Source organism: Ideonella dechloratans, assembly GCF_021049305.1.
In the GTDB taxonomy this organism is placed as follows: domain Bacteria; phylum Pseudomonadota; class Gammaproteobacteria; order Burkholderiales; family Burkholderiaceae_C; genus Ideonella; species Ideonella dechloratans.
Genome location: NZ_CP088081.1, coordinates 1,822,382 through 1,842,153, shown reverse-complemented (window position 1 = coordinate 1,842,153; position 19,772 = coordinate 1,822,382). Strand labels below are relative to the sequence as shown.

The following is a 19,772-nucleotide window of genomic DNA, read 5'->3' as shown; positions in this document are numbered from 1 at the left end:
ATGCAACGACGTTCCTGGATCACCCTGAGCCTGGCGGCCGCGGCCGCCGCCGTGTTGCTGGGCTGGGCCTTCCGGCCCCGGCCGGTGGAGGTGGAAGTGGCGGCGGCCCGCCTGGGCTCCTTCGAAACCACGGTGGACGAGGACGGCCGCACCCGCCTGCGCGACCGCTTCGTGGTGGCGGCGCCGCTGGCCGGGCAGCTGCAGCGCATCAGCTGGCGAGAAGGCGACAGCGTGCAGGCCGGCCAGGTGCTGGCCACGCTGCAGCCGGCACTCAGCCCGCTGCTGGGCGCGCGCGACCGGGCCCAGCTGCAGGCCGCCCTGGCCGCGGCCCAGGCGGCGCTGCAGTCGGCCCGCCACCAGGCCCAGGCGGCCCAGGCCCGGCTGAGCCAGGCCGAGCACGCGCTGCGCCGCAGTGCGGACCTGGCCGGCCAGGGCTTTGTCTCGGCCAGCCAGCTGGACAACGAGGCCCTGGCCGCGGCACAGGCCCGCGCCGAGCACGAAGCCGCCCAAGCCGCCGAGGAAACGGCCCGCTTCCAGTGGGAACAGGCCCGTGCCGCACTGCAGGCCGCCCGGCAGACCGAAGCCGGCGAGCCTTTTGCGGTGCGCGCGCCGGTGAGCGGTCGGGTGCTGAAGGTGCACCAGACCAGCGAGGCCACGGTGGCACTGGGCACCCCGCTGCTGGAACTGGGCGACACCCGGCGCCTGGAGGTGCTGGCCGAGCTGCTGACCACCGACGCGCTGCAGGTGCACCCGGGCAGCCCGGTGCGCATCGAGGGCTGGGGCGGCCCGGCGCCGCTGCAGGCCCAGGTGCGGCTGGTGGAGCCCGGCGGCTTCACCAAGGTGTCGGCCCTGGGGGTGGAGGAGCAGCGGGTGAACGTGCTGATGGACCTGACCAGCCCGCCCGCGCAGTGGGCGGCCCTGGGCGACGGCTACCGGGTGGGCGTGCGCATCATCACCGGCCAGCAGGCGCGGGTGCTGACGGTGCCGGTGGGCGCGCTGTTCCCCCTGCCGGCCGACCACGGCGGTGCGGCGGCGGGCTGGGGCGTGTTCGTGCTGGACGGCGGCCGTGCCCGGCTGCACCCGGTGACCCTGCGGGGCCGCAATGCCCAGCAGGCCTGGCTGGGCGACGGCGTGCAGGCGGGCCAGTCGGTGATCATCTACCCGCCCGAGGCGGTGCGCGACGGCGCCCGGGTGAGCCCGCGCAACAGCCCCTGAGCAGACGCTGCAGGCACGCACAGCGTGGCCAGCCGGGCCAGAATGGGCCCGACACCCGCAGCCCGCGGGTGACTTGCTGGAGCGTCCATGACCGCATCCCTCCGATTTCTCGGCATCGCCGGCAGCCTGCGCCGCGCCTCCACCAACCGCGGCCTGCTGCGCGCTGCGCAGGCCGCGCTGCCCGAGGGCGTGTCGATGGAGATTGCCGATCTGACGGACATCCCCTTCTACAACGCCGACATCACCGAGAAGCCGGCCAGCGTGCAGCGCGTGCTGGCCCAGATCGGTCAGGCCGACGCCCTGGTGCTGGCCTGCACCGAATACAACTACTCGCTGGCCCCGGCGCTGAAGAACATCCTGGACTGGGCCTCGCGCGAGCCCAACAACGCCCTGCTGGCCGGCAAGCCGGTGGCCCTGATGGGCGCGGGCGGCGGCATGGGCAGCTCGCGGTCGCAGTACCACATGCGCCAGGTCTGCGTGTTCCTGGACCTGCACCCGCTGAACAAGCCTGAGGTGTTCGCCAACGCCTTTGCCGGCGCCTTCGATGGCGAAGGCAACCTGCTGGACGAGAAGCTGCGTGGCCTGGTGGCCCAGCAGATGGCGGCCCTGCGGGCTGCGCTGCCCCAGGGCTGAGGACGTTCAGCCGCCCGAGGCCGCACCGACCGTCTGCCGGTAGGCGCTGGGGCGCTGCCCCATGGCCTGGTGGAACATGGCGGTGAAGGCCGAGGGGCTGGCATAGCCCAGCGCCAGGGCGACCTGGGTCACGTCCTGGCCACCGGCCAGCAGTTCCACGGCCTTGAACAGGCGCAGGCGCTGGCGCCAGGCGCGCAGGGTCATGCCGGTCTCGCGCTGGAAGCGCCGGCTCAGGGTGCGGCCGCTCTGGTGCAGCTGGGCGGCCCAGCTGTCCAGATCCCGCGGATCGGCCGGGTCGGCATAGAGCGCCTCGCACAGGGGCGCGAGGCCGGGTGAATCCGGCCAGGGCAAGGCCGCCGGCAGCGGCTGCAGGCGGGCCAGGCGCGAGAGGATCAGCGCGAACAGGTGCTGGGCATCCGCGCTGCCGCGCTCCTCGGGCGAGAGGCTGCCGGCCTCCAGGATGAGCGCCCGCAGAAAGGGCGTGACCGCCAACAGCGCACACTGCCCCTGCGGTCCGGGCAGCGCCTCGGGCGCCACATACAGGCTGCGGAATTCCGCCCCCAGCAAGGAGCCGGTGCGGTGCGGCAGCCCGGCGGGCACCCACACCGCCTGCTGGGGCGCGATGACGAAGCACTGACCGGCGGCGGTCACCGTCAGCACCCCGGTGCTGGCATAGACGAACTGATGCCAGGGGTGGGTGTGCTCGGCAAAGAAGCCGCGCGCCGGCAGCGACTGCACCCGCAGCGCCAGAGGGCGCGGCTCGTCCTGGTCTTCCGGACGCTGCAGCGGCTGCCAGGGCGCGGGGGCCGGTGTTTGTCGTTTCATCGACAGTCATTGTCCTTCCGTCGACAGACAGACAGGCCTGGGGTTTTCAGAATGGGGCATGGACACGGCGGCCCCTCGGACCCATTCCCCCCACACCCCACGCGAGCTGCAGCCCTGGCAGGTGCTGGCCGCGGGCGTGTGCGCCCTGCTGCTCACCGTGGGGCTGGCCCGCTTTGCCTACACCCCGCTGCTGCCCGTCATGCAGGACCAGGCCGGCCTGAGCGCCGCGGCCGGGGGCTGGCTGGCTTCGTGGAACTACGCGGGCTACATGGCGGGCTGCTGGGTGGCCACCTGGCTGCACCAGCCGCGCCTGCGCTTTGCCGCGTACCGGCTGTGCCTGGTGGCCGGGGTGATCGGCACGGCCGGCATGGGTCTGACGCAGTCGTTGTGGGTCTGGGGCCTGTTGCGCTTCATCGCCGGCGTGGCGGCGGTGGGCGGCATGCTGCTGGGCTCGGGCATGGTGCTGGCCTGGCTGGTCACCCACGGGCGCCGGCCGGAGCTGGGCATCCACTTCATCGGCCTGGGCCTGGGCCTGGCCGTGTCGGGCGTGGCCGCCATGCTGATGGCCCACCACCTGGACTGGGCCGCCCAATGGCAGGCGCTGGGCCTGCTGACCGTGCTGCTGGCCGTGCCGGCCTGGCACTGGATGCCAGCCCCGGCGCCCAAGCCCGCCACCCCAGCGCCTGCGGCCGCCGCGGGCCCTGCTGCGGCGACCACGCCCCGCCTGGGCCTGCTGCTGCCGGCGGCCTACTTCTGTGCGGGCGTGGGCTATGTGATCAGCGCCACCTTCCTGGTGGCCATCGTCGTGCGGCAGCCCGGCATGGCCGGCGGTGGCAACCTGACCTGGGTGGTGGTGGGCCTGGCCGCGGCGCCGGCCGTCCTCTGGTGGGACCGCCTGGCCCGCCGCGCGGGCGATGTGCGTGCCCTGCTCGCGGCCTATGCGGTGCAGATCGTCTCCTTCCTGCTGCCGCTGTTCTTCGAGGGCCTGGCCGCCGCCCTGCTGGGCGCGGTGCTGTACGGGGCCACCTTCATCGGCATCGTCGGGCTGACGCTGGCCTATGTGGGCCGCCACGAGCCCGCCAACCCGGCGCGCGCCATGGCCCGGCTGACGCTGAGCTACGGCGCGGGCCAGATCCTGGCGCCGGCGGTGGCCGGGCAGATCGCCCAGCGCACCGGCAGCTACCAGGGGGCGTTGTGGATGGCCGCGGGCCTGATGGCCCTGGGCATGGTGCTGCTGGTGCTGCTGGACCGTCAGCAGCGGCGGCTGGCGGCCGAACGCGCCGCTGTCTGACAGACAGGCGCCGACCGGCGCGCATACTCAAGGGTGACCGATCGCCCCGCACCGCCCACCCGCGGTGCCGGGGCCCCGATGAAAGGACTCCCATGAAGACCCGCACCCTCGCCCTGTTGATCGCCCTGTTCCTGCTGGGTCTGTTCTGCGCCCTGAACTGGCAGGCGCTGAGCACCCCGTCGGCCCTGTCCCTGGGCTTGATGGAGGTGCAGGCCCCGCTGGGCCTGATCCTGCTGGGCGCCACGGTGGTGATCTCGGGTCTGTTTCTGTTCTACATCGTCAGCCAGCAGGCCTACCTGCTGATGGAGTCGCGCCGCTTCACCAAGGAACTGCAGGCCCAGCGGCAACTGGCCGATCAGGCCGAGGCCTCGCGCTTCACCGAGCTGCAGACCCGCCTGGAAGCCCTGGTGGCCCAGCTGGAGCAAGGTCGCCAGGGGGCCGAGCAGCGCCTGCAGGCCAAGTCGGACGAGGCGGTGCGCGAGCTCAGCGCCCACCTGGCCGAGATGGAGGACAAGCTGGACCGCGCACTGGCCCGCCTGGGCTGAATTCGCGCCTGCGCCGCGGCAGGGGCCTTGGGATGGCGTTTCACCACGCGGTATTCCTCTGGCACACCCGGCCTCGGGCGTGCGCACGGCTCTGGCTGCGCTGCCACCCTCGCCCCTTCTCCTCCCTCGTGACGGGCCCAGGCGCGCTGCGACGGGCACTCGCATTTGTCCAAATCTAGAATGGAGTCTCGTTCCTCTTCCTCTACAGCCGACCCCAGGAGACTGCACGATGACCAGAAACGCCGCCCCGCAAAGCACCCCGCTGCGCCACGCTGCCGACGCCATGGCCCTCCCGATCCGCCTGGACGACGAGTTCGTGCTGCGCCTGCCTCAAGATCCGGACGAACTCACCCTGGCCGAACTGGACGAACTGCGCCATTGGCTGGAGGACACCCTGCGTACCGACCGCCGCCACTACCTGGTGCTGGGCTCCTGTGCCCAGGACTGCCACGAAACCCGGTCCGAAGCGCTGGCCCACCTGACCGAGCGCCTGGTGGCCCTGGGCGTGGAGCCCGACACCATCCGTTGCACCCACGACGGGCTGAACCTGCCGCGCGGGGTGGATGCCACGCTGCACCAGCAGGTGGTGCGCCTCAAGGCCGTGGAAGGTGCGCAGATGGCACGGGCTTCCGTGCAGCCGATCAGCCACCTGTTCCTGGCCGCCTGACCCCGGCGCCCGCCCGCGGCCGGGCAGGGCCGCCTCAGTCCTCCGAGGCGGCCAGGGTCACCCGCTGCTGGCGTGTCTGACCGGCGCGCCAGAGCGTGACGGTGCAGCTGTCACCGGGCTGGAGCTTTTCCAGCGCGGTGAGCATGTCGTCCAGCGTGGCCACCGGCTCGCCGTTGATGGCGGTGATGACATCGCCAGGAACCACCCCGCCCTCCCCCCGGCTGAAGGACTTGAAGCCGGCCTTCGCGGCCGGGCCCTGGCGCTGCACCCGGACGATCGCCACGCCCTTGGGCAGGCCCAGGGCGCGGTTCCACTCCGGCGGCGCGGTGCTCACGCCCAAGGCCGGCCGCACCATGCGACCGTCGCGGATCAGGCGCGGCACGATGCGGTTGACCTCGTCCACCGGGATGGCGAAGCCGATGCCCGCGCTGGCCCCCGAGGGGCTGTAGATGGCGGTGTTCACGCCGATGAGCCGGCCTGCGGAATCGAGCAGCGGCCCGCCGGAGTTGCCCGGGTTGATGGCCGCATCGGTCTGGATGGCGCCCTTGATCGGACGACGGGTGACCGACTCGATCTCGCGGCCCAGCGCGCTGATGATGCCGGTGGTCAGCGACTGGTCCAGGCCGAAGGGGTTGCCGATGGCATAGACCTTCTGCCCGACCTGCAGATCGCGGCTGGTGCCCAGGGGCACGGGCTTGAGCTTGGCCTCGGGAGCCTGGATGCGCAGCACGGCCAGATCGCGGTCCGGAAAGGCGCCCACCAACTCGGCCTTGTAGCTGGACTGGTCGGCCAGGGTCACCCGGGCGGCATTGGCATCCTGGATGACGTGAAAGTTGGTGACGATGTGGCCCTGCGCATCCCAGACGAAGCCGGTGCCGGTGCCCTGAGGCACCTGCTGCACGTTCAGCGAGAGGAAGTCCCGCTCCAACCCCATCGCGGTGATGTTGACCACCGAGGGCGACACGTTCTTGAAGACGGCAATGTTGTTCTGCTCTTCCGCGTCCAGGGCACCGCGGGGAGCCACGACGCGAGGTGCGGCCGCCGGCCGGGCCTGGGCCGGGTCGGCCAGGCCGGCCAGCGAAAGTGTCAGCAGAAGAAGCAGTGTCTGGATCTGGACAAGGCGCATGGTGCGGGAGGCGTCGTGCGGAGTGCGTTCAGCTCACGGACAAGACGACAGCGCGGGCCGAAGCCCGCGCTGTCCGGGGCCGACGCTCCATCGGCCCGGTGTGGTCATGCTCAGTCGATCTGCAGCTTGCGCACACCCTGCGTGGCAGCCTTCTTGGGCAGCGTCAGGGTGAGCACGCCCGCATCGTACTTCGCGCTGGCCCGCGCCTCGTCAATGTCCACCGGCAGTTGGAAGCTGCGGGAGACAGACCCGAAATAGCGCTCGCTGCGCAGCACGCGCTCGTCGCGCTTCTGCTCGTCGAGTTGCTTGACCTCGGCGCTCAGCGCCACCACGGGGCCGTCGATGGTCACGTGGATGTCCTCCTTGGCCACGCCCGGCAGTTCGGCGTGGACCACGAAGTTCTCGGCGTCCTCCTTGACGTCCACCTTGATCTGCTGCGGCAGCGGATCGCCATGCAGCGGACGGACGAAGAAGCCCGGAGCCATGTCGCGGAAGAACTCATCGAACAGGCTGGTACGGCTCACAGGCAGGTTGGGCAGATTGGCCATGTGCATCTCCTTTCAAAACTGTCGATTCCGAACGGGGTGCCCTGCCAGCACAGCAGCGGCACGCCAGCATCGTGATGAATCCTATGTAGGGACGCCTTGCCCGGCGTCAAGACCCCTCGGGCGCACATGAAAAAAGGGCCTTGCGGCCCTTGAGGAGAGATCCCGGCGTCCTGTCAGTGCACCGGCACGCCCGTCTTGGCCTGCACTTCCTCGAACGTCACGCCCGGCGCCAGTTCCACCACCTTCAGGCCGTGCGGGGTCACGTCCAGCACGCACAGGTCGGTGATGATGCGGTCGACCACGCCCAGGCCGGTCAGCGGCAGCGTGCAGGCGGGCAGGATCTTCAGGTCGGTCGTGCCGTCCTTCTTGGTGGCCACGTGCTCCATCAGCACCACGACGTTCTTCACGCCGGCCACCAGGTCCATCGCGCCGCCCATGCCCTTGACCATCTTGCCCGGGATCATCCAGTTGGCCAGGTCGCCCTTCTCGCTGACCTGCATCGCCCCCAGGATGGCCAGGTTGATCTTGCCGCCGCGGATCATGCCGAAGCTGTCGGCGCTGCTGAAGATGGACGAGCCGGGCAGCGTGGTCACCGTCTGTTTGCCGGCGTTGATCATGTCGGCATCCACCTCCTCTTCCGTCGGGAAGGGGCCGATGCCCAGCAGGCCGTTCTCGCTCTGCAGCCACACCTCCATGCCCGCGGGCACGTGGTTGGCCACCAGCGTGGGCAGGCCGATGCCCAGGTTCACGTAGAAGCCGTCCTGCAGCTCCTTGGCCGCGCGGGCCGCCATCTCGTCACGGGTCCATGCCATGTTCGTTCTCCTTTGCGGCTCAGGCCTTGCGGGTGGTGCGCTGCTCGATGCGCTTCTCGGGGGTGGCGTTCAGCACGATGCGGTGCACGAAGATGCCCGGCAGGTGCACGTCGTCCGGGTCGATGGCGCCCTTCTCGACGATCTTCTCCACCTCCACCACGGTGATCTTGCCGGCCATGGCCACGTTGGGGTTGAAGTTGCGCGCGGTGCGGCGGAAGCGCAGGTTGCCGCTGGTGTCGGCCATGTAGGCCTTGACGAGTGAGACCTCGGGCACGATGCCGCGCTCCATCACGTAGGTCTTGCCGTCGAACTCCTGCGTGGGCTTGCCGTCGGCCACGATGGTGCCCACGCCGGTGCGGGTGAAGAAGGCCGGGATGCCGGCGCCACCGGCGCGCAGGCGCTCGGCCAGGGTGCCCTGCGGGGTGAATTCCAGCTCAAGCTCGCCGCTCAGGTACTGGCGCTCGAACTCCTTGTTCTCGCCCACATAGCTGGAGATCATCTTCTTGATCTGCCGGGTGGCCAGCAGCTTGCCCAGGCCGAAGCCATCGACCCCGGCGTTGTTGGACACCACGGTGAAGTCCTTCTTGCCGGTGGCCTGCAGCGCGTCGATCAGCGCCTCGGGAATGCCGCACAGGCCAAAACCACCCACCGCCAGCAGTTGGCCGTCGTGGATGATGCCGTCGAGCGCAGCCGCCGCGCTCGGGTAGATCTTGTTCATCGGGTCGCCTCCAGGCGGGTTTCAGGGGATGCCCTCAGCGTACTACGTAACGCATTAAGTAGTCGTTACGCAAAATTCAGTAAGGCCGAACCAGCTAAGCTTCGCCGCCATGCTGGAACTGGATTACCGAACCGCCTTCGAGATGGCCCCGATCGGGATGGTCATGTCGCGCAACCGCCTGATCGTCGACTGCAACCGGCAATTGCTGACCATCTTCGAAGCCGAGCGCGAGCAGCTGATCGGCCAGTCCTTCGAAGTGCTCTACCCCAGCGCCGCCGAGTTCGAGCGCACCGGCGACCGCATCCTGGCCGCGCTGGACGAACAGGGCCGCTACGCCGACGACCGGGTGATGCGCCGGGCCAACGGCGAGCTGTTCTGGTGCCATGTGGCCGGCCGCGCGCTGGACCCGGAGGATCCGCACGCCGCGGGCGTCTGGAGCTTCCAGGATCTGTCGGCCCGCCGGGTGCTGAAGGTGGACTTCACCGGCCGCGAGCGGGAGATCGCCGCGCTGCTGGTGGACGGCCTGACCAGCAAGGAGATCGGCCGCAAGCTCGACATCAGCCCGCGCACGGTGGATGTGTACCGCGCCCGGCTGATGCGCAAGATGAACGCCGGTACCACCGCCGAGCTGGTGCACCGGCTGCTGGCCGGCGAAAGCTGAGCCACGCCACTGGCGTGGCGGGCCATCCGCGGATGGGTCAGTCCGCCGCGGGACAGGCCGCCTGGCGCAGCCAGTCCGGCATCGGGGCGGAGCGGCCGGTCGCGAAGTCCATCCACACCATGGTCGCGCCCCCTTCGGCGCAGGTCACACCCGGCTCGTCAGTGCGCTCCAGCGTGAAGAAGGTCTCCATGCTGCTGCGGCCCTGCTGGCCCACGTAAAGCCGCGCCCGCAGTTCGCCCGGATAGGTCACCTGGCGCAGGTAGCTGCAGAAGGCGTTGACCACCACGGGCCCCATGCCGCCATCCTGCAGGGGGCGCCCCTGGCTCAGCAGCCAGTCCACCCGCAGGCTCTCGAAGTAGCGGAAGTAGACGGTGTTGTTGATGTGGCCGTAGGCGTCCATGTCGCCCCAGCGCATGGGCAGCACCATGTCGAAGACCAAGGTCTTCTCGGCGGGCAGTTCAAATCGCATCGGGAGTCTCGGGGGTGGGGGCGCTCAGCCCCAGTTCATTCTTCAGTTGGGTGCGCAGTTGGGCCAGTTCGGTCCGCAACGCAGCCAGTTCCGCCGCCTGACGGTTCAGTTCGGCTCGCAACTCGTCCAGGACAGCCCCGTCCGCAGGGATCGCGGCCGGCGCACGCCCTTCGGCCGGCTGCGCCGGTTCCCCGCACAGCAGGTGGGCCCAGCGGGCCTCGCGCTCACCGGGCGCACGCGCGAGCTTGATCGCCCGCGGCGGCGTCTTGCCGGCCAATTCGTCCAGGAAGGCTTCGACCGAGGAGATGTCGGCAAAGCGATGCAGGCGCTCGCAGTTCAGCCGCAGTTCGGCCGCCGTCTGCGGGCCGCGCAGCATCAGCATGGTCAGCAGGGCCACCGCCTGCCCGGGCACGCTCAGGCCACGGGCCATGTTGTGGTCGAAGCGCAGCACGCGGCTGCCGCTGACCTCCACCACCAGATGGCGGCGCTTGAGCTCATCCAGGGCCTGCAACGCCGTGGGTTCGTCCAGCTCCATCACGGGCTGGCGGGCGGTCTTCTGGTTGCAGCCGGCCACCAGCGCATTGAGCGACAGCGGGTAGCTGTCGGGCACGGTGTGCTGCTTCTCCACCAGCACGCCCAGCACCCGCGCCTGGGCGGGGCTCAGCGGCTCAAAGTCCGAATCCATCGTCGGCCTGCACCACGGCGCCGTTGATGAAGTGGCTCTCGTTGGCGCAGAGCATCATCAGCACCGCGTCCAGATCCTGCGGCTGGCCCACGCGCTTGCGCGGCAGCATCTGGATCAGCTTCTGGCCCGCATCGGTGGACCAGTGGCGGTGGTTGATCTCGGTGTCGATGTAGCCCGGGCAGATGGCGTTGACGTTGATGCCGTAGCGGCCCCATTCCAGCGCCATCACCTTGGTCATGTGCACCACGGCCGCCTTGCTCATGGCGTAGACGCCGATCTGGCCGAGCGGCCGCAGACCGGCCATCGACGCGATGTTGACGATGCGACCGCCGGTGAAGGTGCCCGGTGCGGCACCGCGCGAGCGGGCGATCATGCGCTTGGCCACCTCCTGCGCGACGAAGAAGGCGCCGCGGGCATTGGTGTTCATCACGTAGTCGTAGTCGTCGGGGCCGACCTCGGTCAGCTTCTGCGTGGTGCTCACGCCCGAGTTGTTGACCAGGATGTCCAGCGTGCCGGTCTCGGTCTCGGCATGGGCCACGGCCGACTTGATGCTGTCCACATCGGTCACGTCCAGCTTGACCACGTGGGCGTCGCCGCCGGAACCCTCGATCTCGGCACGCAGATCCTTGAGACGGTCGATGCGGCGGCCGGCCAGCACCACGGCAGCACCCGAACGCGCCAGCGTCTTGGCGAACTGCGCGCCCAGCCCGCTGGAAGCGCCGGTCACGAGGGCCACACGGCCCGAAAGATCAATGTTGTAGCTCATGGATGAAGCGGGCACAGGCCCGTGCTGGAACTGGTGATGGAGAGAGACTTTCGGCGACCCAGGTGGCCCTGTCTGCAGCGAAAACCTGTGTCGTCTGCTGAGGAAACAATAGCACGCCTGTCTGTCATCAGCGCCCTGACAGCACCAGCACAGACGCCCCGGAACTGTCCGTATTTTCAGAAACGAACGTTCGTGCTATTTTCACGTACAAATCGCTAGAATCCCTGCGCAGACAAGCACCCCGGGTTCGACCTAGAAGGCCGGGGTGCTGACAACAATTCATATCCCACCCAAGGACAGACCATGACTTCCGCCGAGCTTCTTGCCCAATACGGCCCCCGCGAATCGATGGAATACGACGTGGTGATCGTCGGCGGTGGCCCGGCCGGGCTGTCCACCGCGATCCGCCTGAAGCAACTGGCCGCCGAAAAGGGCACCGAGGTCAACGTCGTGGTGCTGGAAAAGGGTTCCGAGCCCGGCGCGCACATCCTGTCGGGCGCCGTGATGGACCCCAAGGCCATCACCGAGCTGTTCCCGAACTGGCAGGAACTGGGCGCGCCGCTGAACCAACCCGTCACCGAGGACGAGGTGCTGTTCCTGTCGGAGACCGGCGCCAAGCAGACCCCGCACGGCCTGCTGCCAGAGTGCTTCCACAACCAGGGCAACTACGTCATCAGCCTGGGCGCGGTCACCAAGTGGCTGGGCGAGCAGGCCGAGGCCCTGGGCGTGGAGATCTTCCCCGGCTTCTCGGCCGCCGAAGTCGTCTACGACGAGCAGGGCCGCGTCAAGGGCGTGGCCACCGGCAACATGGGCATCGGCAAGGACGGTGAGCCCACCGAGAACTTCCAGCTGGGCATGGAACTGCTGGGCAAGTACACCATCTTCGCCGAGGGCGCCCGCGGCCACCTGGGCAAGCAGCTGATCGCCAAGTACCAGCTGGACCACGGCCGCGACCCGCAGAGCTACGCCATCGGCATCAAGGAGCTGTGGGAAGTGCCGGCGGCCCAGGCCAAGCCGGGCCTGGTGGTGCACACCGCCGGCTGGCCGATGGACAGCGACACCTACGGTGGCGGCTTCCTCTACCACCTCGAAGGCAACAAGGTCACGCTGGGCTATGTGGTCGGCCTGGACTACAAGAACCCCTGGCTGTCGCCCTTCGAGGAGATGCAGCGCTGGAAGACCCACCCGTCCATCCGCAAGCACATCGAGGGCGGCAAGCGCCTGGGCTATGGCGCACGCGCCATCACCGCCGGCGGCATCCTGTCCCTGCCCAAGCTGGTCTTCCCCGGCGGCGCCCTGGTGGGCTGCGATGCCGGCACGCTGAACGCCTCGCGCATCAAGGGCAGCCACGCGGCCATCAAGACCGGCATGCTGGCCGCTGAAGCCGCCTTCAACGCCCTGCAGGCCGGCCGCGCCCAGGACGAGCTGGGCGACTACCCGGTGGCCTTCGAGCAGAGCTGGTTGCACACCGAGCTGATGCGGGCCAAGAACTTCAAGCAGTGGTTCAAGAAGGGCAACACCATCGGCACGCTGATGACCGGCATCGAGCAGTGGCTGCTGCCCAAGCTGGGCATCACCGTGCCGCCCTGGACGATCCACCGCCAGCAGGCCGACCATCTGTACCTCAAGCCAGCGGCCGACTGCCCCAAGATCGACTACCCCAAGCCCGATGGCAAGCTGACCTTCGACCGGCTCTCCTCGGTGTTCATCAGCAACACCAACCATGAAGAGAACCAGCCGGCCCACCTGACGCTGAAGGACGCCTCGGTGCCGGTGAAGGTGAACCTGGCCAAGTTCGCCGGCCCCGAAAGCCGCTACTGCCCGGCCGGCGTCTACGAGTTCGTCAACAAGGACGGTGCCGACCAGTTGGTGATCAACGCCCAGAACTGCGTGCACTGCAAGACCTGCGACATCAAGGACCCGACCCAGAACATCGTCTGGGTCACCCCGGAAGGCGGCGGCGGCCCGAACTACGCGGGCATGTAAGCCCGGCCTGCTCCCCGAGGGGAATCGCCCCTCCCAACCATGGCGCGCACTCGGTGAGAATGCGCGCCATGTCGTTTCTGCGTCGCTGGAGCCTGGCCCTGCCGGCCCATGGCATCAATGGCCTGTCGGTCGTCCTGGGCCTGGGGCTGGTGCATCTGGTGTGCTGGGCCCTGGGTGGGTCCGTGGCCGCCGTGGCGGCCGTCTCGGGCGCCATCTTCACCAGCCTGCCGGACACACCGCTGGCACCGGCCCGCACCCGCTTGCGCGTGGCCACCGGCGCCCTGGTGGGCACCCTGGCCAGCGTTCTCGCGCTGAGCCTGAGCACCCACCCGTTGGCTCTGGCCTTGCTGGTGGCGCTGATCGGTGGTGTCTCGGCCATGGCCATGGCCTGGGGAGCGCGGGCCGGCCCGCTGTCCTTCGTGCCCATCCTGGCCCTGGTGTTCTCGCTGGCCCATCCGCCCACGGCCGATGTCCGCGAGATCGCTCACCACGCCCTGTGGACCCTGGCAGGCGCGACGCTGTACTGGGCCTGGGCCGGCTGGACGTCACGGCGTGTGCAGCCCCGGCTGCGGCAACTGGCCGTGGCCTCGGCCTTCCGGGCCCTGGGTGAGCTGCTGCGTGCACGCGGCCAGTTGCTCGCGCTGCCGGCCACGGACACCCCGGACGCCCAGACCGCCCTCACCCACTGGATCATCCACCAGGCCGCGCTGGACGAGCAGATCCAGGCCGCCCGTGACCTGCTGTTCGAGGCACAGCACCGGCCGGCCGCCCTGCGCCTGAGCGATGCCTTGCTCCAGGCCATCGAGTTGCGCGATGCGCTGATGGTGAGCGAGCTGGACCTGGCCGGGCTGGGCAAGGAAGACACCTCCCAGGCGACGCGAGTGGCCCTGGGGGAATGGCTCGGCTCCTTGGGCGACGCGCTGGCCCGTCAGGCCCTGGCCCTGGAACGGGCCGAGCCGCCACCGCCGGTCGAGGTGGAGGCGCTGCAGGCCCGGCTGCGCTACAGCCTGGGCCAGTGGGAGGGGCTGGCGCCGAACCGGCTGGGGCACATCCTGCTGGGACGGGGCGAGCACCTGCTCAAGGATCTGGCCCGGCTGCGGGCCGCGCTGGTCGAGGGCTCGGGCCAGACCCTGCCGCCACGCGACGAGTTGCTGCGTTTCATCAGCGCCGAGGGCTGGCCCCTGGCCTCCCTGGCGTCGCAGTTGCACTGGCACTCTCCCATCCTGAGGCACGCGGTGCGCAGCGCCTTGGCCCTGACGGCAGCCTATGCGCTGGCCCTCTGGCTGCCCTGGGCCTCGCACCCCAACTGGCTGGTGCTGAGCGTGGCGGTGGTGCTGCGCGGCAACCTGGAACAGACCCTGTCGCGCCGGGATGCCCGGATCCTGGGCACCCTGCTGGGCTGTCTGCTGGTGATGGTTCTGGCGGTCACGCATGTCACGGCGCTGAGCGATGTCATCTTCCTGCTCGCGGCCGGCACCGCCCATGCCTTCGTCAACCGGCGCTACATGATCACTGCCACGGCTGCCACCATCATGGCCCTGCTGCAGGCCCATCTGATGGCGCCGGAAGGCGGCTTTGGCGTGACCGAACGCCTGCTGGACACGGTGCTGGGCGCCGCCCTGGCCTGGGGCGCCAGCTACCTGTTTCCGTGGTGGGAATACCGCAGCATCCCCATGCTGGCCCAGCGGGCACGGCGTGCACTGGCCGCCTTGACCGAAGAGGGCCTGCGCTGGCCCGAGGTGGCGCGGTCCGAGCTGCCGATGCGACTGGCCCGGCGCCAGGCCTATGACGCCATCGGCGCCCTGGCCCTGGCCGCGCGGCGCACCGCGGTGGAGCCCGAAGCAGTCCGCCTGCCCCTGCGCACCCTGGCCGGCCTGTTGGCACAGTGCCATGTGCTGCTGGCCCAGCTCTCGGGCATCCGGCGTCTGCTGAGCTACCGGCAGGCGGAACTCGATCGGCGCCAGGTGGAACCGGCCCTGCAGGCCCACGGTGCCGAAATCGCCCGCATCCTGCGCAGCCACCTGGAAGAGGAACTGCCGCAGACCTGGCCCGCGCCGCCCCAGGCCCAGCCCAGCGCGGACTTCAACCAGTGGCTGCTGCGGCGCCTGACGCTGGCCGAACTGGCCGCCTGCCGCGTGGCCCACGTCAATCACGAACTGGCCCGCGCTGCTCGGGCCGTGCGTCGCAGGGCTTGAAATCCTCATGAACGTCCGCAGCTTGGGGCCATGGACACCTCACATGTGCTCGTACTTCCCCAACGCCTGAAGGCCGTGGCCGAGATGGCGGCGCTGCTGCAGCGGTTGGACGCGCAGCCGCTGAGTGTCAGCCCTGCGCAATACCGTCAGGTGGTGCAGCAACTGGCCCATCAACTGGAGCCGCTGGCCATGGACGAGGCGCTCGACCGGCTGTTGCAGGCCTTCCCCGCCGCCGCGACCGTCTACGAGAACCTGCACTACAACCAGGCCGGCCTGTGCCGCGCACCGCTGGAAACCGCTTTGAATGCGGAAATGGCCGCCACGGCCCTGATCCAGGCCGTCCGCATCGGCTCCGGCAAGCCCCCTCTGGCCTGAAGCGGTCCGCACTGGCAGCATGGCGACATGACTGCCCAGCTCCTGCGAACCGCCGCCCTGACACCCGAGACCTGGTCCGACCTGGAAGACCTCTTCCGGGCCAGGGGCTGCGCCCAGGCGCGAACCTGCTGGTGCATGTACTACCGCCGCAGCGGAGAACCGGTTGTCCCGCCGGGGCAACGCAAGGCCGACGTGAACCGCGACGCGTTCCAGGCCCTGGTGGACGCCGGTGTCTTCACTGGGATCTTGGCCTACGAGGGCTCGCAGGCGGTGGGCTGGCTGTCCTTCGGCCCCCGCGAGGACTACGCCAAGCTGGCCCGCTCACCAGTCATGAAACCGGTGGACGAGCAGCCGGTCTGGTCGGTGATCTGCTTCGTCGTGCGGCCCACACACCGTGGGCGGGGCGTAGCCCGTGCCCTGTTGGCGGCAGCCATGCAGGAGGCCCATCGGCGCGGCGTGACGCTGGAGGCCTACCCGGTGGACAAGCCGGGCCCGCTGGAAGACGACAACCTCTGGTTCGGGCCAGCCTCTCTTTACACCGAAGCCGGCTTCACCGAGGTCGCCCGGCGCAAGCCGGAGCGACCGGTGGTGAGGTTGAAGCCGGTCTGACTCGTTTCAGTCGCCCACCCCGGACAAGGACCTCTCATCGCTGCGGTCTTTCAGCCCCACCCCCGTCAGTTGCAGCGTGCGCGCGGCTTCGGCCAGCCACCACAGCTTGCGGGCGGCTTCGGCCGGGGCCAGGCCCTCGGGGCGCACATTGGACAGACAGTTGCGCTCGGCGTCGCTGCGGCCCATGCGCGGGGCGTGGGTCAGATAGATGCCCAGGCTGTCCGGCGAGCTGAGCCCCGGCCGCTCGCCGATCAACATCGCCACCTGCGCCGCGCCCAGACGGGCGCCGATGTCGTCGCCCAGAGCCACGCGGGCCTGGGTGGCCACCACCAGCGGGCCCAGGGTCCAACCCTCCGGCCGTCGAACCAGCAGTTCCTCGACCAGCGGCACCGCCTGTCGCTCGATGGCGGCGGCCGAGAGGCCATCACCGATCACCAGCAGCAGATCGCATGGGGCAGCACGCCGTTCGTCCAGCGCCTGGGCGCTTTCGCTGGACAGTCGGCGCCCCAGGTCCGGTCGCAGCAGGTAGGTGGCGCGGTCAGGTGCCGCACTCTGCACCGTGAGCACCGGCGGGCCGCCCAGCGCGGCCAGGCGCGCCACCAGGGCCGGCACATCCAGCGGAAGGTGCACCGCGTCGCGGGCCTGGGCATGGGCCGCGCCAAAGGCCAGCAGTTCGCGCGTGGGCAGGCTGCCGCCCGCACGGCCCAGGCCCACCCGGGCAGGGGTCTGGGCGCGCAGACCGGCCCAGGGGTCGGGACGCACGAGATCGTTGGCCATCTCAAAACCCTCCGAAATGCTGCAGCAGCGGGTGTGCGGGCGTCACCGGCAGCAGCTGGCCGGCGTCATCGGTCAAACCCATGCGCTGCAGCCAGGCCTCGAACTCCGGGGCGCGCTTCAAGCCCAGCACCTGGCGCAGCATCAGCGCGTCGTGGAAGGAGGTGCTCTGGTAGTTGAGCATCACATCGTCCGCCCCTGGCACGCCGATCAGGAAGGTCACGCCGGCCGCGCCCAGCAGGGTCATCAGCGTGTCCATGTCGTCCGAGTCGGCCTCGGCATGGTTGGTGTAGCAGACGTCGCAGCCGATGGGCAGGCCCAGCAGCTTGCCGCAGAAGTGGTCCTCCAGCCCGGCGCGGATGATCTGCTTGCCGTCGTAGAGGTATTCCGGCCCGATGAAGCCGACGACGGTGTTGCAGATCATCGGCTCGAAGGCCCGGGCCACGCCGTAGGCGCGGGCCTCGCAGGTCTGCTGGTCCACGCCATGGTGGGCGTTGGCCGACAGGGCCGAGCCCTGCCCCGTCTCGAAATACATGACGTTGTCGCCCAGCGTGCCGCGCTTCAGGCTCAGGGCGGCTTCGCGGGCCTCGCGCAGCACCGCCAGGTCGATGCCGAAGCTGCGGTTGGCCGCCTCGGTGCCGGCAATGGACTGGAACACCAGGTCCACCGGCGCGCCCTGCTCCATCGCCTTGATCTGGTTGGTGACATGGGTGAGCACGCAGGACTGGGTCGGAATCTCGAAACGCCGGATCACCTCGTCCATCAGCTGCATCAGCCCGGTCAGCGGGCCCAGGCCGTCACCGGCCGGGTTGATGCCGATGACCGCATCGCCCACGCCGTAGAGCAAGCCGTCCAGCGTGGAGATGGCGATGCCGCGGGCGTCATCGGTCGGGTGGTTGGGCTGCAGGCGCATGGCCATGCGCCCCGGCAGACCCAGGGTGTTGCGAAAGCGGGTGATGACCCGGCAGCGCCGGGCGACCAGGATCAGGTCCTGGTTGCGCATCAGCTTGCTGACGGCCGCTGCCATCTCGGGCGTGATGCCGGCGCGCACCCGGGTCAGCGCCGCCTCGCCGTCGGGCGCCACCGCCTGGATCAGCAACCAGTCGCGGAAATCGCCCACGGTGAGATGGGCGATCTCGGCGAAGGCCGCCTCGTCATGCCGGTCCTGGATGAGGCGCGTCACCTCGTCTTCCTCGTACGGGATCAGCGCCTCGTTCAGAAAGGTGCGCAGCGGCAGCTCGGCCAGCGCCATGCGGGCGGCCATGCGCTCGGCGGCGGTGCTGGCCGCCAAGCCGGCCAGCACATCGCCCGAGCGCAGCGGGCTGGCCTTGGCGAGCAGGGTCTTCAGGTCGGCAAAGGACCAGACCTGCCCGCCCAGGGTGTGGGTGTATGCCATGCCAGCCAGTATCCGCTCAGCCCTGGGTCTGCACCACCTCGACGCTGACCACGGTCAGCTCGGCCACCGCGGCGCGGCGCTGGGCGGTGAAGAAGTGGAAGTACACCCAGGCCACCGCCATGGCGCCCAGGAAGATGGCGCTCAGCAGGGTGTTGAACCAGACCATGGTGATCAGGCAGCCCACCGCCAGCACCAGGGCGATGGCCGGCAGCACGGGGTAGCCGATGGCCGGGAAAGGACGCGTCAGGCCCGGTTCCTTGCGGCGCAGCACGAACAGGCTGGCCATGGACATGATGTACATGACGATGGCGCCCAGCACCGACATGGTGACGATGTTGGCCGTCAGCGGCTGGCCGCCGATCACGATCCACTGGTCGCTGAAGATGGCCAGGATGCCCACCACGCCACCGGCCAGCACCCCCACCCACGGGGTGCCGAAGCGCGGGTGCACCGCCGCCAGGAGGCCCGGCAGGTAGCCCGAGCGGGCCAGCGCGAAGATCTGGCGCGAGTAGCCCAGGATGATGCCGTGGAAGGAGGCGATCAGGCCGAACAGCCCGATCCACACCAGCATGTGCAGCCAGCCGCTGTGCTCACCCACGATCATCTTCATGGCCTGCGGCAGCGGATCGTTGATGTTGGAGAGCTTGTTCCAGTCGCCGGCGCCGCCGGCCAGGAACATCACGCCCAGGGCCAGGACCACCAGGGTCAGGATGCCACCGATGTAGGCGCGCGGGATGGTGCGGTGCGGGTGCTTGGCCTCCTCGGCCGCCATGGCCACGCCTTCGATGGCCAGGAAAAACCAGATCGCGAACGGGATGGCCGCGAAGATGCCCGACCAGGCCGCGGGGCTGAAGGTGTCCGAGCCGGCCCAGCCCTTGGCCACGAAGTTGGCCACCGAGAAGCCCGGCGAAACCACACCCATGAAGACCAGCAGCTCGAAGATGGCCAGGATGGTGACGAAGAGTTCGAAGGTGGCCGCCGTCTTCACGCCGACGATGTTGAGCGCCATGAAGACCCCATAGGCCCCCACCGCCACCCACTTCGGGTCCAGCGCCGGGAACTGCACATTCAGGTAGGCGCCGATGGCCAGCGCGATGGCGGGCGGCGCGAAGACGAATTCCACCAGCGTGGCGAAGCCGGCGATGAAGCCGCCGGTGGGGCCGAAGGCGCGCTCGGCATAGGCGAATGGGCCGCCCGCATGCGGGATGGCGGTGGTCAGCTCGGTGAAGCTGAAGATGAAGGTGGTGTACATGGCCGCCACCAGGATGGTGGCCACCAGGAAGCCCAGCGTGCCGGCGCTGGCCCAGCCGTAGCTCCAGCCGAAGTACTCGCCGGAGATGACCAGGCCGACGGCCAGGCCCCACAGGTGCCAGGCGTTGAGCGCCGGCTTCAGTTGCCCAGGTTGACTCATTGCGTTCACTCCTCGCTCGATGCAATGGCGTGATGGTCCGCATCCGGGCCGGGGCGGTCTATCGC

The 19,772-nt window shown here is 69.7% G+C and carries 21 protein-coding genes; 10 read left to right on the top strand and 11 right to left on the bottom strand.

Going from position 1 to position 19,772, the window contains the following annotated elements:
* Both LRM40_RS21455 and LRM40_RS08590 read left to right on the top strand, forming a co-directional pair.
* Window positions 1-1,215: an efflux RND transporter periplasmic adaptor subunit gene (locus LRM40_RS21455; protein WP_151123879.1), complete on the top strand. Its 1,215-nt coding sequence runs from the start codon at window positions 1-3 to the stop codon at window positions 1,213-1,215.
* Window positions 1,216-1,302: 87 nt separating this feature from the next.
* The gene (locus LRM40_RS08590; RefSeq protein ID WP_151123880.1) at window positions 1,303-1,848 is read left to right on the top strand and encodes an NADPH-dependent FMN reductase; all 546 of its coding nucleotides are present in this window, start codon (window positions 1,303-1,305) and stop codon (window positions 1,846-1,848) included.
* A gap of 6 nt (window positions 1,849-1,854) precedes the next feature.
* Here LRM40_RS08590 and LRM40_RS08585 read toward each other — a convergent pair whose 3' ends face one another.
* Window positions 1,855-2,673, bottom strand: a complete 819-nt coding sequence (locus tag LRM40_RS08585) for an AraC family transcriptional regulator (RefSeq protein ID WP_151123881.1) — start codon at window positions 2,671-2,673, stop codon at window positions 1,855-1,857.
* 58 nt (window positions 2,674-2,731) lie between these two features.
* On the opposite strand from LRM40_RS08585, the gene LRM40_RS08580 reads away from it, so the two are divergent.
* From LRM40_RS08580 to LRM40_RS08570, 3 genes are all read left to right on the top strand, one after another.
* The gene (locus tag LRM40_RS08580; RefSeq protein WP_151123882.1) at window positions 2,732-3,964 is read left to right on the top strand and encodes a YbfB/YjiJ family MFS transporter; all 1,233 of its coding nucleotides are present in this window, start codon (window positions 2,732-2,734) and stop codon (window positions 3,962-3,964) included.
* Window positions 3,965-4,056: 92 nt separating this feature from the next.
* Window positions 4,057-4,509: a LapA family protein gene (locus LRM40_RS08575; RefSeq protein ID WP_151123883.1), complete on the top strand. Its 453-nt coding sequence runs from the start codon at window positions 4,057-4,059 to the stop codon at window positions 4,507-4,509.
* Window positions 4,510-4,738: 229 nt separating this feature from the next.
* The gene (locus tag LRM40_RS08570) at window positions 4,739-5,176 is read left to right on the top strand and encodes a hypothetical protein (RefSeq protein ID WP_151123884.1); all 438 of its coding nucleotides are present in this window, start codon (window positions 4,739-4,741) and stop codon (window positions 5,174-5,176) included.
* Between the two features lie 34 nt (window positions 5,177-5,210).
* Here the strand turns inward: LRM40_RS08570 and LRM40_RS08565 are convergent, their stop codons facing one another.
* The 4 genes from LRM40_RS08565 to LRM40_RS08550 form a co-directional block, all read right to left on the bottom strand.
* A complete protein-coding gene (locus tag LRM40_RS08565) occupies window positions 5,211-6,302 on the bottom strand; it encodes a S1C family serine protease (protein WP_151123885.1) in 1,092 nt (363 codons plus the stop codon).
* 110 nt (window positions 6,303-6,412) lie between these two features.
* The gene (locus LRM40_RS08560) at window positions 6,413-6,850 is read right to left on the bottom strand and encodes an Hsp20/alpha crystallin family protein (RefSeq protein ID WP_151123886.1); all 438 of its coding nucleotides are present in this window, start codon (window positions 6,848-6,850) and stop codon (window positions 6,413-6,415) included.
* A 173-nt stretch (window positions 6,851-7,023) separates the two neighbouring features.
* Window positions 7,024-7,662 (bottom strand): CoA transferase subunit B, encoded by a 639-nt coding sequence (locus LRM40_RS08555; RefSeq protein WP_151123887.1) that lies wholly within the window; start codon window positions 7,660-7,662, stop codon window positions 7,024-7,026.
* Window positions 7,663-7,681: 19 nt separating this feature from the next.
* Window positions 7,682-8,380 (bottom strand): CoA transferase subunit A, encoded by a 699-nt coding sequence (locus LRM40_RS08550; protein ID WP_022980990.1) that lies wholly within the window; start codon window positions 8,378-8,380, stop codon window positions 7,682-7,684.
* Between the two features lie 109 nt (window positions 8,381-8,489).
* Between LRM40_RS08550 and LRM40_RS08545 the strand changes: the two genes are divergently transcribed.
* Window positions 8,490-9,041 (top strand): PAS and helix-turn-helix domain-containing protein, encoded by a 552-nt coding sequence (locus LRM40_RS08545; protein ID WP_022980991.1) that lies wholly within the window; start codon window positions 8,490-8,492, stop codon window positions 9,039-9,041.
* Between the two features lie 37 nt (window positions 9,042-9,078).
* On the opposite strand, the gene LRM40_RS08540 is transcribed toward LRM40_RS08545, so the two are convergent.
* Genes LRM40_RS08540 through LRM40_RS08530 form a run of 3 tightly spaced genes read right to left on the bottom strand, consistent with a single transcriptional unit; the run spans window position 9,079 to window position 10,961 of the window.
* Window positions 9,079-9,510, bottom strand: coding sequence for an acyl-CoA thioesterase (locus tag LRM40_RS08540; protein WP_151123888.1), 432 nt, complete (start codon window positions 9,508-9,510; stop codon window positions 9,079-9,081).
* The gene (locus LRM40_RS08535) at window positions 9,500-10,195 is read right to left on the bottom strand and encodes a YceH family protein (RefSeq protein WP_151123889.1); all 696 of its coding nucleotides are present in this window, start codon (window positions 10,193-10,195) and stop codon (window positions 9,500-9,502) included. The genes LRM40_RS08540 and LRM40_RS08535 overlap by 11 nt, the downstream gene beginning before the upstream one ends.
* On the bottom strand, window positions 10,179-10,961 hold the full coding sequence (locus LRM40_RS08530) for an SDR family oxidoreductase (RefSeq protein ID WP_151123890.1): 783 nt from the start codon (window positions 10,959-10,961) through the stop codon (window positions 10,179-10,181). Before LRM40_RS08530 ends, LRM40_RS08535 begins: the two co-directional genes overlap by 17 nt.
* Before the next feature lie 303 nt (window positions 10,962-11,264).
* Here LRM40_RS08530 and LRM40_RS08525 point away from each other — a divergent pair, with 303 nt between their 5' ends.
* The 4 genes from LRM40_RS08525 to LRM40_RS08510 all read left to right on the top strand — a co-directional run bounded on the left by LRM40_RS08525 (window position 11,265) and on the right by LRM40_RS08510 (window position 16,126).
* Window positions 11,265-12,947, top strand: a complete 1,683-nt coding sequence (locus LRM40_RS08525; RefSeq protein ID WP_151123891.1) for an electron transfer flavoprotein-ubiquinone oxidoreductase — start codon at window positions 11,265-11,267, stop codon at window positions 12,945-12,947.
* A gap of 68 nt (window positions 12,948-13,015) precedes the next feature.
* Window positions 13,016-15,142 (top strand): FUSC family protein, encoded by a 2,127-nt coding sequence (locus LRM40_RS08520; RefSeq protein WP_170288852.1) that lies wholly within the window; start codon window positions 13,016-13,018, stop codon window positions 15,140-15,142.
* A 30-nt stretch (window positions 15,143-15,172) separates the two neighbouring features.
* Complete coding sequence (locus LRM40_RS08515; RefSeq protein ID WP_151123893.1) at window positions 15,173-15,517, top strand: hypothetical protein; 345 nt, start codon at window positions 15,173-15,175, stop codon at window positions 15,515-15,517.
* 27 nt (window positions 15,518-15,544) lie between these two features.
* Window positions 15,545-16,126 carry a GNAT family N-acetyltransferase gene (locus LRM40_RS08510; RefSeq protein ID WP_151123894.1) on the top strand — a complete coding sequence of 194 codons (582 nt, stop codon included), beginning with the start codon at window positions 15,545-15,547 and terminating at the stop codon, window positions 16,124-16,126.
* Between the two features lie 6 nt (window positions 16,127-16,132).
* Here the strand turns inward: LRM40_RS08510 and eutC are convergent, their stop codons facing one another.
* The 3 genes from eutC to eat are packed head-to-tail and all read right to left on the bottom strand — an operon-like array spanning window position 16,133 to window position 19,707.
* Window positions 16,133-16,903 carry an ethanolamine ammonia-lyase subunit EutC gene (gene eutC, locus LRM40_RS08505; RefSeq protein ID WP_151123895.1) on the bottom strand — a complete coding sequence of 257 codons (771 nt, stop codon included), beginning with the start codon at window positions 16,901-16,903 and terminating at the stop codon, window positions 16,133-16,135.
* Window position 16,904: 1 nt separating this feature from the next.
* Window positions 16,905-18,296: an ethanolamine ammonia-lyase subunit EutB gene (locus LRM40_RS08500; RefSeq protein ID WP_151123896.1), complete on the bottom strand. Its 1,392-nt coding sequence runs from the start codon at window positions 18,294-18,296 to the stop codon at window positions 16,905-16,907.
* 16 nt (window positions 18,297-18,312) lie between these two features.
* Complete coding sequence (gene eat / locus LRM40_RS08495; protein ID WP_151123897.1) at window positions 18,313-19,707, bottom strand: ethanolamine permease; 1,395 nt, start codon at window positions 19,705-19,707, stop codon at window positions 18,313-18,315.
* Between the last annotated feature and the right edge of the window lie 65 nt (window positions 19,708-19,772).

Excerpts from the sequence above, each read along its gene's own strand:
- LRM40_RS21455 (WP_151123879.1), top strand. The coding sequence starts at position 1 with ATGCAACGACGTTCCTGGATCACCCTGAGCCTGGCGGCCGCGGCCGCC.
- LRM40_RS08590 (WP_151123880.1), top strand. The coding sequence starts at position 1,303 with ATGACCGCATCCCTCCGATTTCTCGGCATCGCCGGCAGCCTGCGCCGC.
- LRM40_RS08585 (WP_151123881.1), bottom strand. The coding sequence starts at position 2,673 with ATGAAACGACAAACACCGGCCCCCGCGCCCTGGCAGCCGCTGCAGCGT.
- LRM40_RS08580 (WP_151123882.1), top strand. The coding sequence starts at position 2,732 with ATGGACACGGCGGCCCCTCGGACCCATTCCCCCCACACCCCACGCGAG.
- LRM40_RS08575 (WP_151123883.1), top strand. The coding sequence starts at position 4,057 with ATGAAGACCCGCACCCTCGCCCTGTTGATCGCCCTGTTCCTGCTGGGT.
- LRM40_RS08570 (WP_151123884.1), top strand. The coding sequence starts at position 4,739 with ATGACCAGAAACGCCGCCCCGCAAAGCACCCCGCTGCGCCACGCTGCC.
- LRM40_RS08565 (WP_151123885.1), bottom strand. The coding sequence starts at position 6,302 with ATGCGCCTTGTCCAGATCCAGACACTGCTTCTTCTGCTGACACTTTCG.
- LRM40_RS08560 (WP_151123886.1), bottom strand. The coding sequence starts at position 6,850 with ATGGCCAATCTGCCCAACCTGCCTGTGAGCCGTACCAGCCTGTTCGAT.
- LRM40_RS08555 (WP_151123887.1), bottom strand. The coding sequence starts at position 7,662 with ATGGCATGGACCCGTGACGAGATGGCGGCCCGCGCGGCCAAGGAGCTG.
- LRM40_RS08550 (WP_022980990.1), bottom strand. The coding sequence starts at position 8,380 with ATGAACAAGATCTACCCGAGCGCGGCGGCTGCGCTCGACGGCATCATC.
- LRM40_RS08545 (WP_022980991.1), top strand. The coding sequence starts at position 8,490 with ATGCTGGAACTGGATTACCGAACCGCCTTCGAGATGGCCCCGATCGGG.
- LRM40_RS08540 (WP_151123888.1), bottom strand. The coding sequence starts at position 9,510 with ATGCGATTTGAACTGCCCGCCGAGAAGACCTTGGTCTTCGACATGGTG.
- LRM40_RS08535 (WP_151123889.1), bottom strand. The coding sequence starts at position 10,195 with ATGGATTCGGACTTTGAGCCGCTGAGCCCCGCCCAGGCGCGGGTGCTG.
- LRM40_RS08530 (WP_151123890.1), bottom strand. The coding sequence starts at position 10,961 with ATGAGCTACAACATTGATCTTTCGGGCCGTGTGGCCCTCGTGACCGGC.
- LRM40_RS08525 (WP_151123891.1), top strand. The coding sequence starts at position 11,265 with ATGACTTCCGCCGAGCTTCTTGCCCAATACGGCCCCCGCGAATCGATG.
- LRM40_RS08520 (WP_170288852.1), top strand. The coding sequence starts at position 13,016 with ATGTCGTTTCTGCGTCGCTGGAGCCTGGCCCTGCCGGCCCATGGCATC.
- LRM40_RS08515 (WP_151123893.1), top strand. The coding sequence starts at position 15,173 with ATGGACACCTCACATGTGCTCGTACTTCCCCAACGCCTGAAGGCCGTG.
- LRM40_RS08510 (WP_151123894.1), top strand. The coding sequence starts at position 15,545 with ATGACTGCCCAGCTCCTGCGAACCGCCGCCCTGACACCCGAGACCTGG.
- eutC (WP_151123895.1), bottom strand. The coding sequence starts at position 16,903 with ATGGCCAACGATCTCGTGCGTCCCGACCCCTGGGCCGGTCTGCGCGCC.
- LRM40_RS08500 (WP_151123896.1), bottom strand. The coding sequence starts at position 18,296 with ATGGCATACACCCACACCCTGGGCGGGCAGGTCTGGTCCTTTGCCGAC.
- eat (WP_151123897.1), bottom strand. The coding sequence starts at position 19,707 with ATGAGTCAACCTGGGCAACTGAAGCCGGCGCTCAACGCCTGGCACCTG.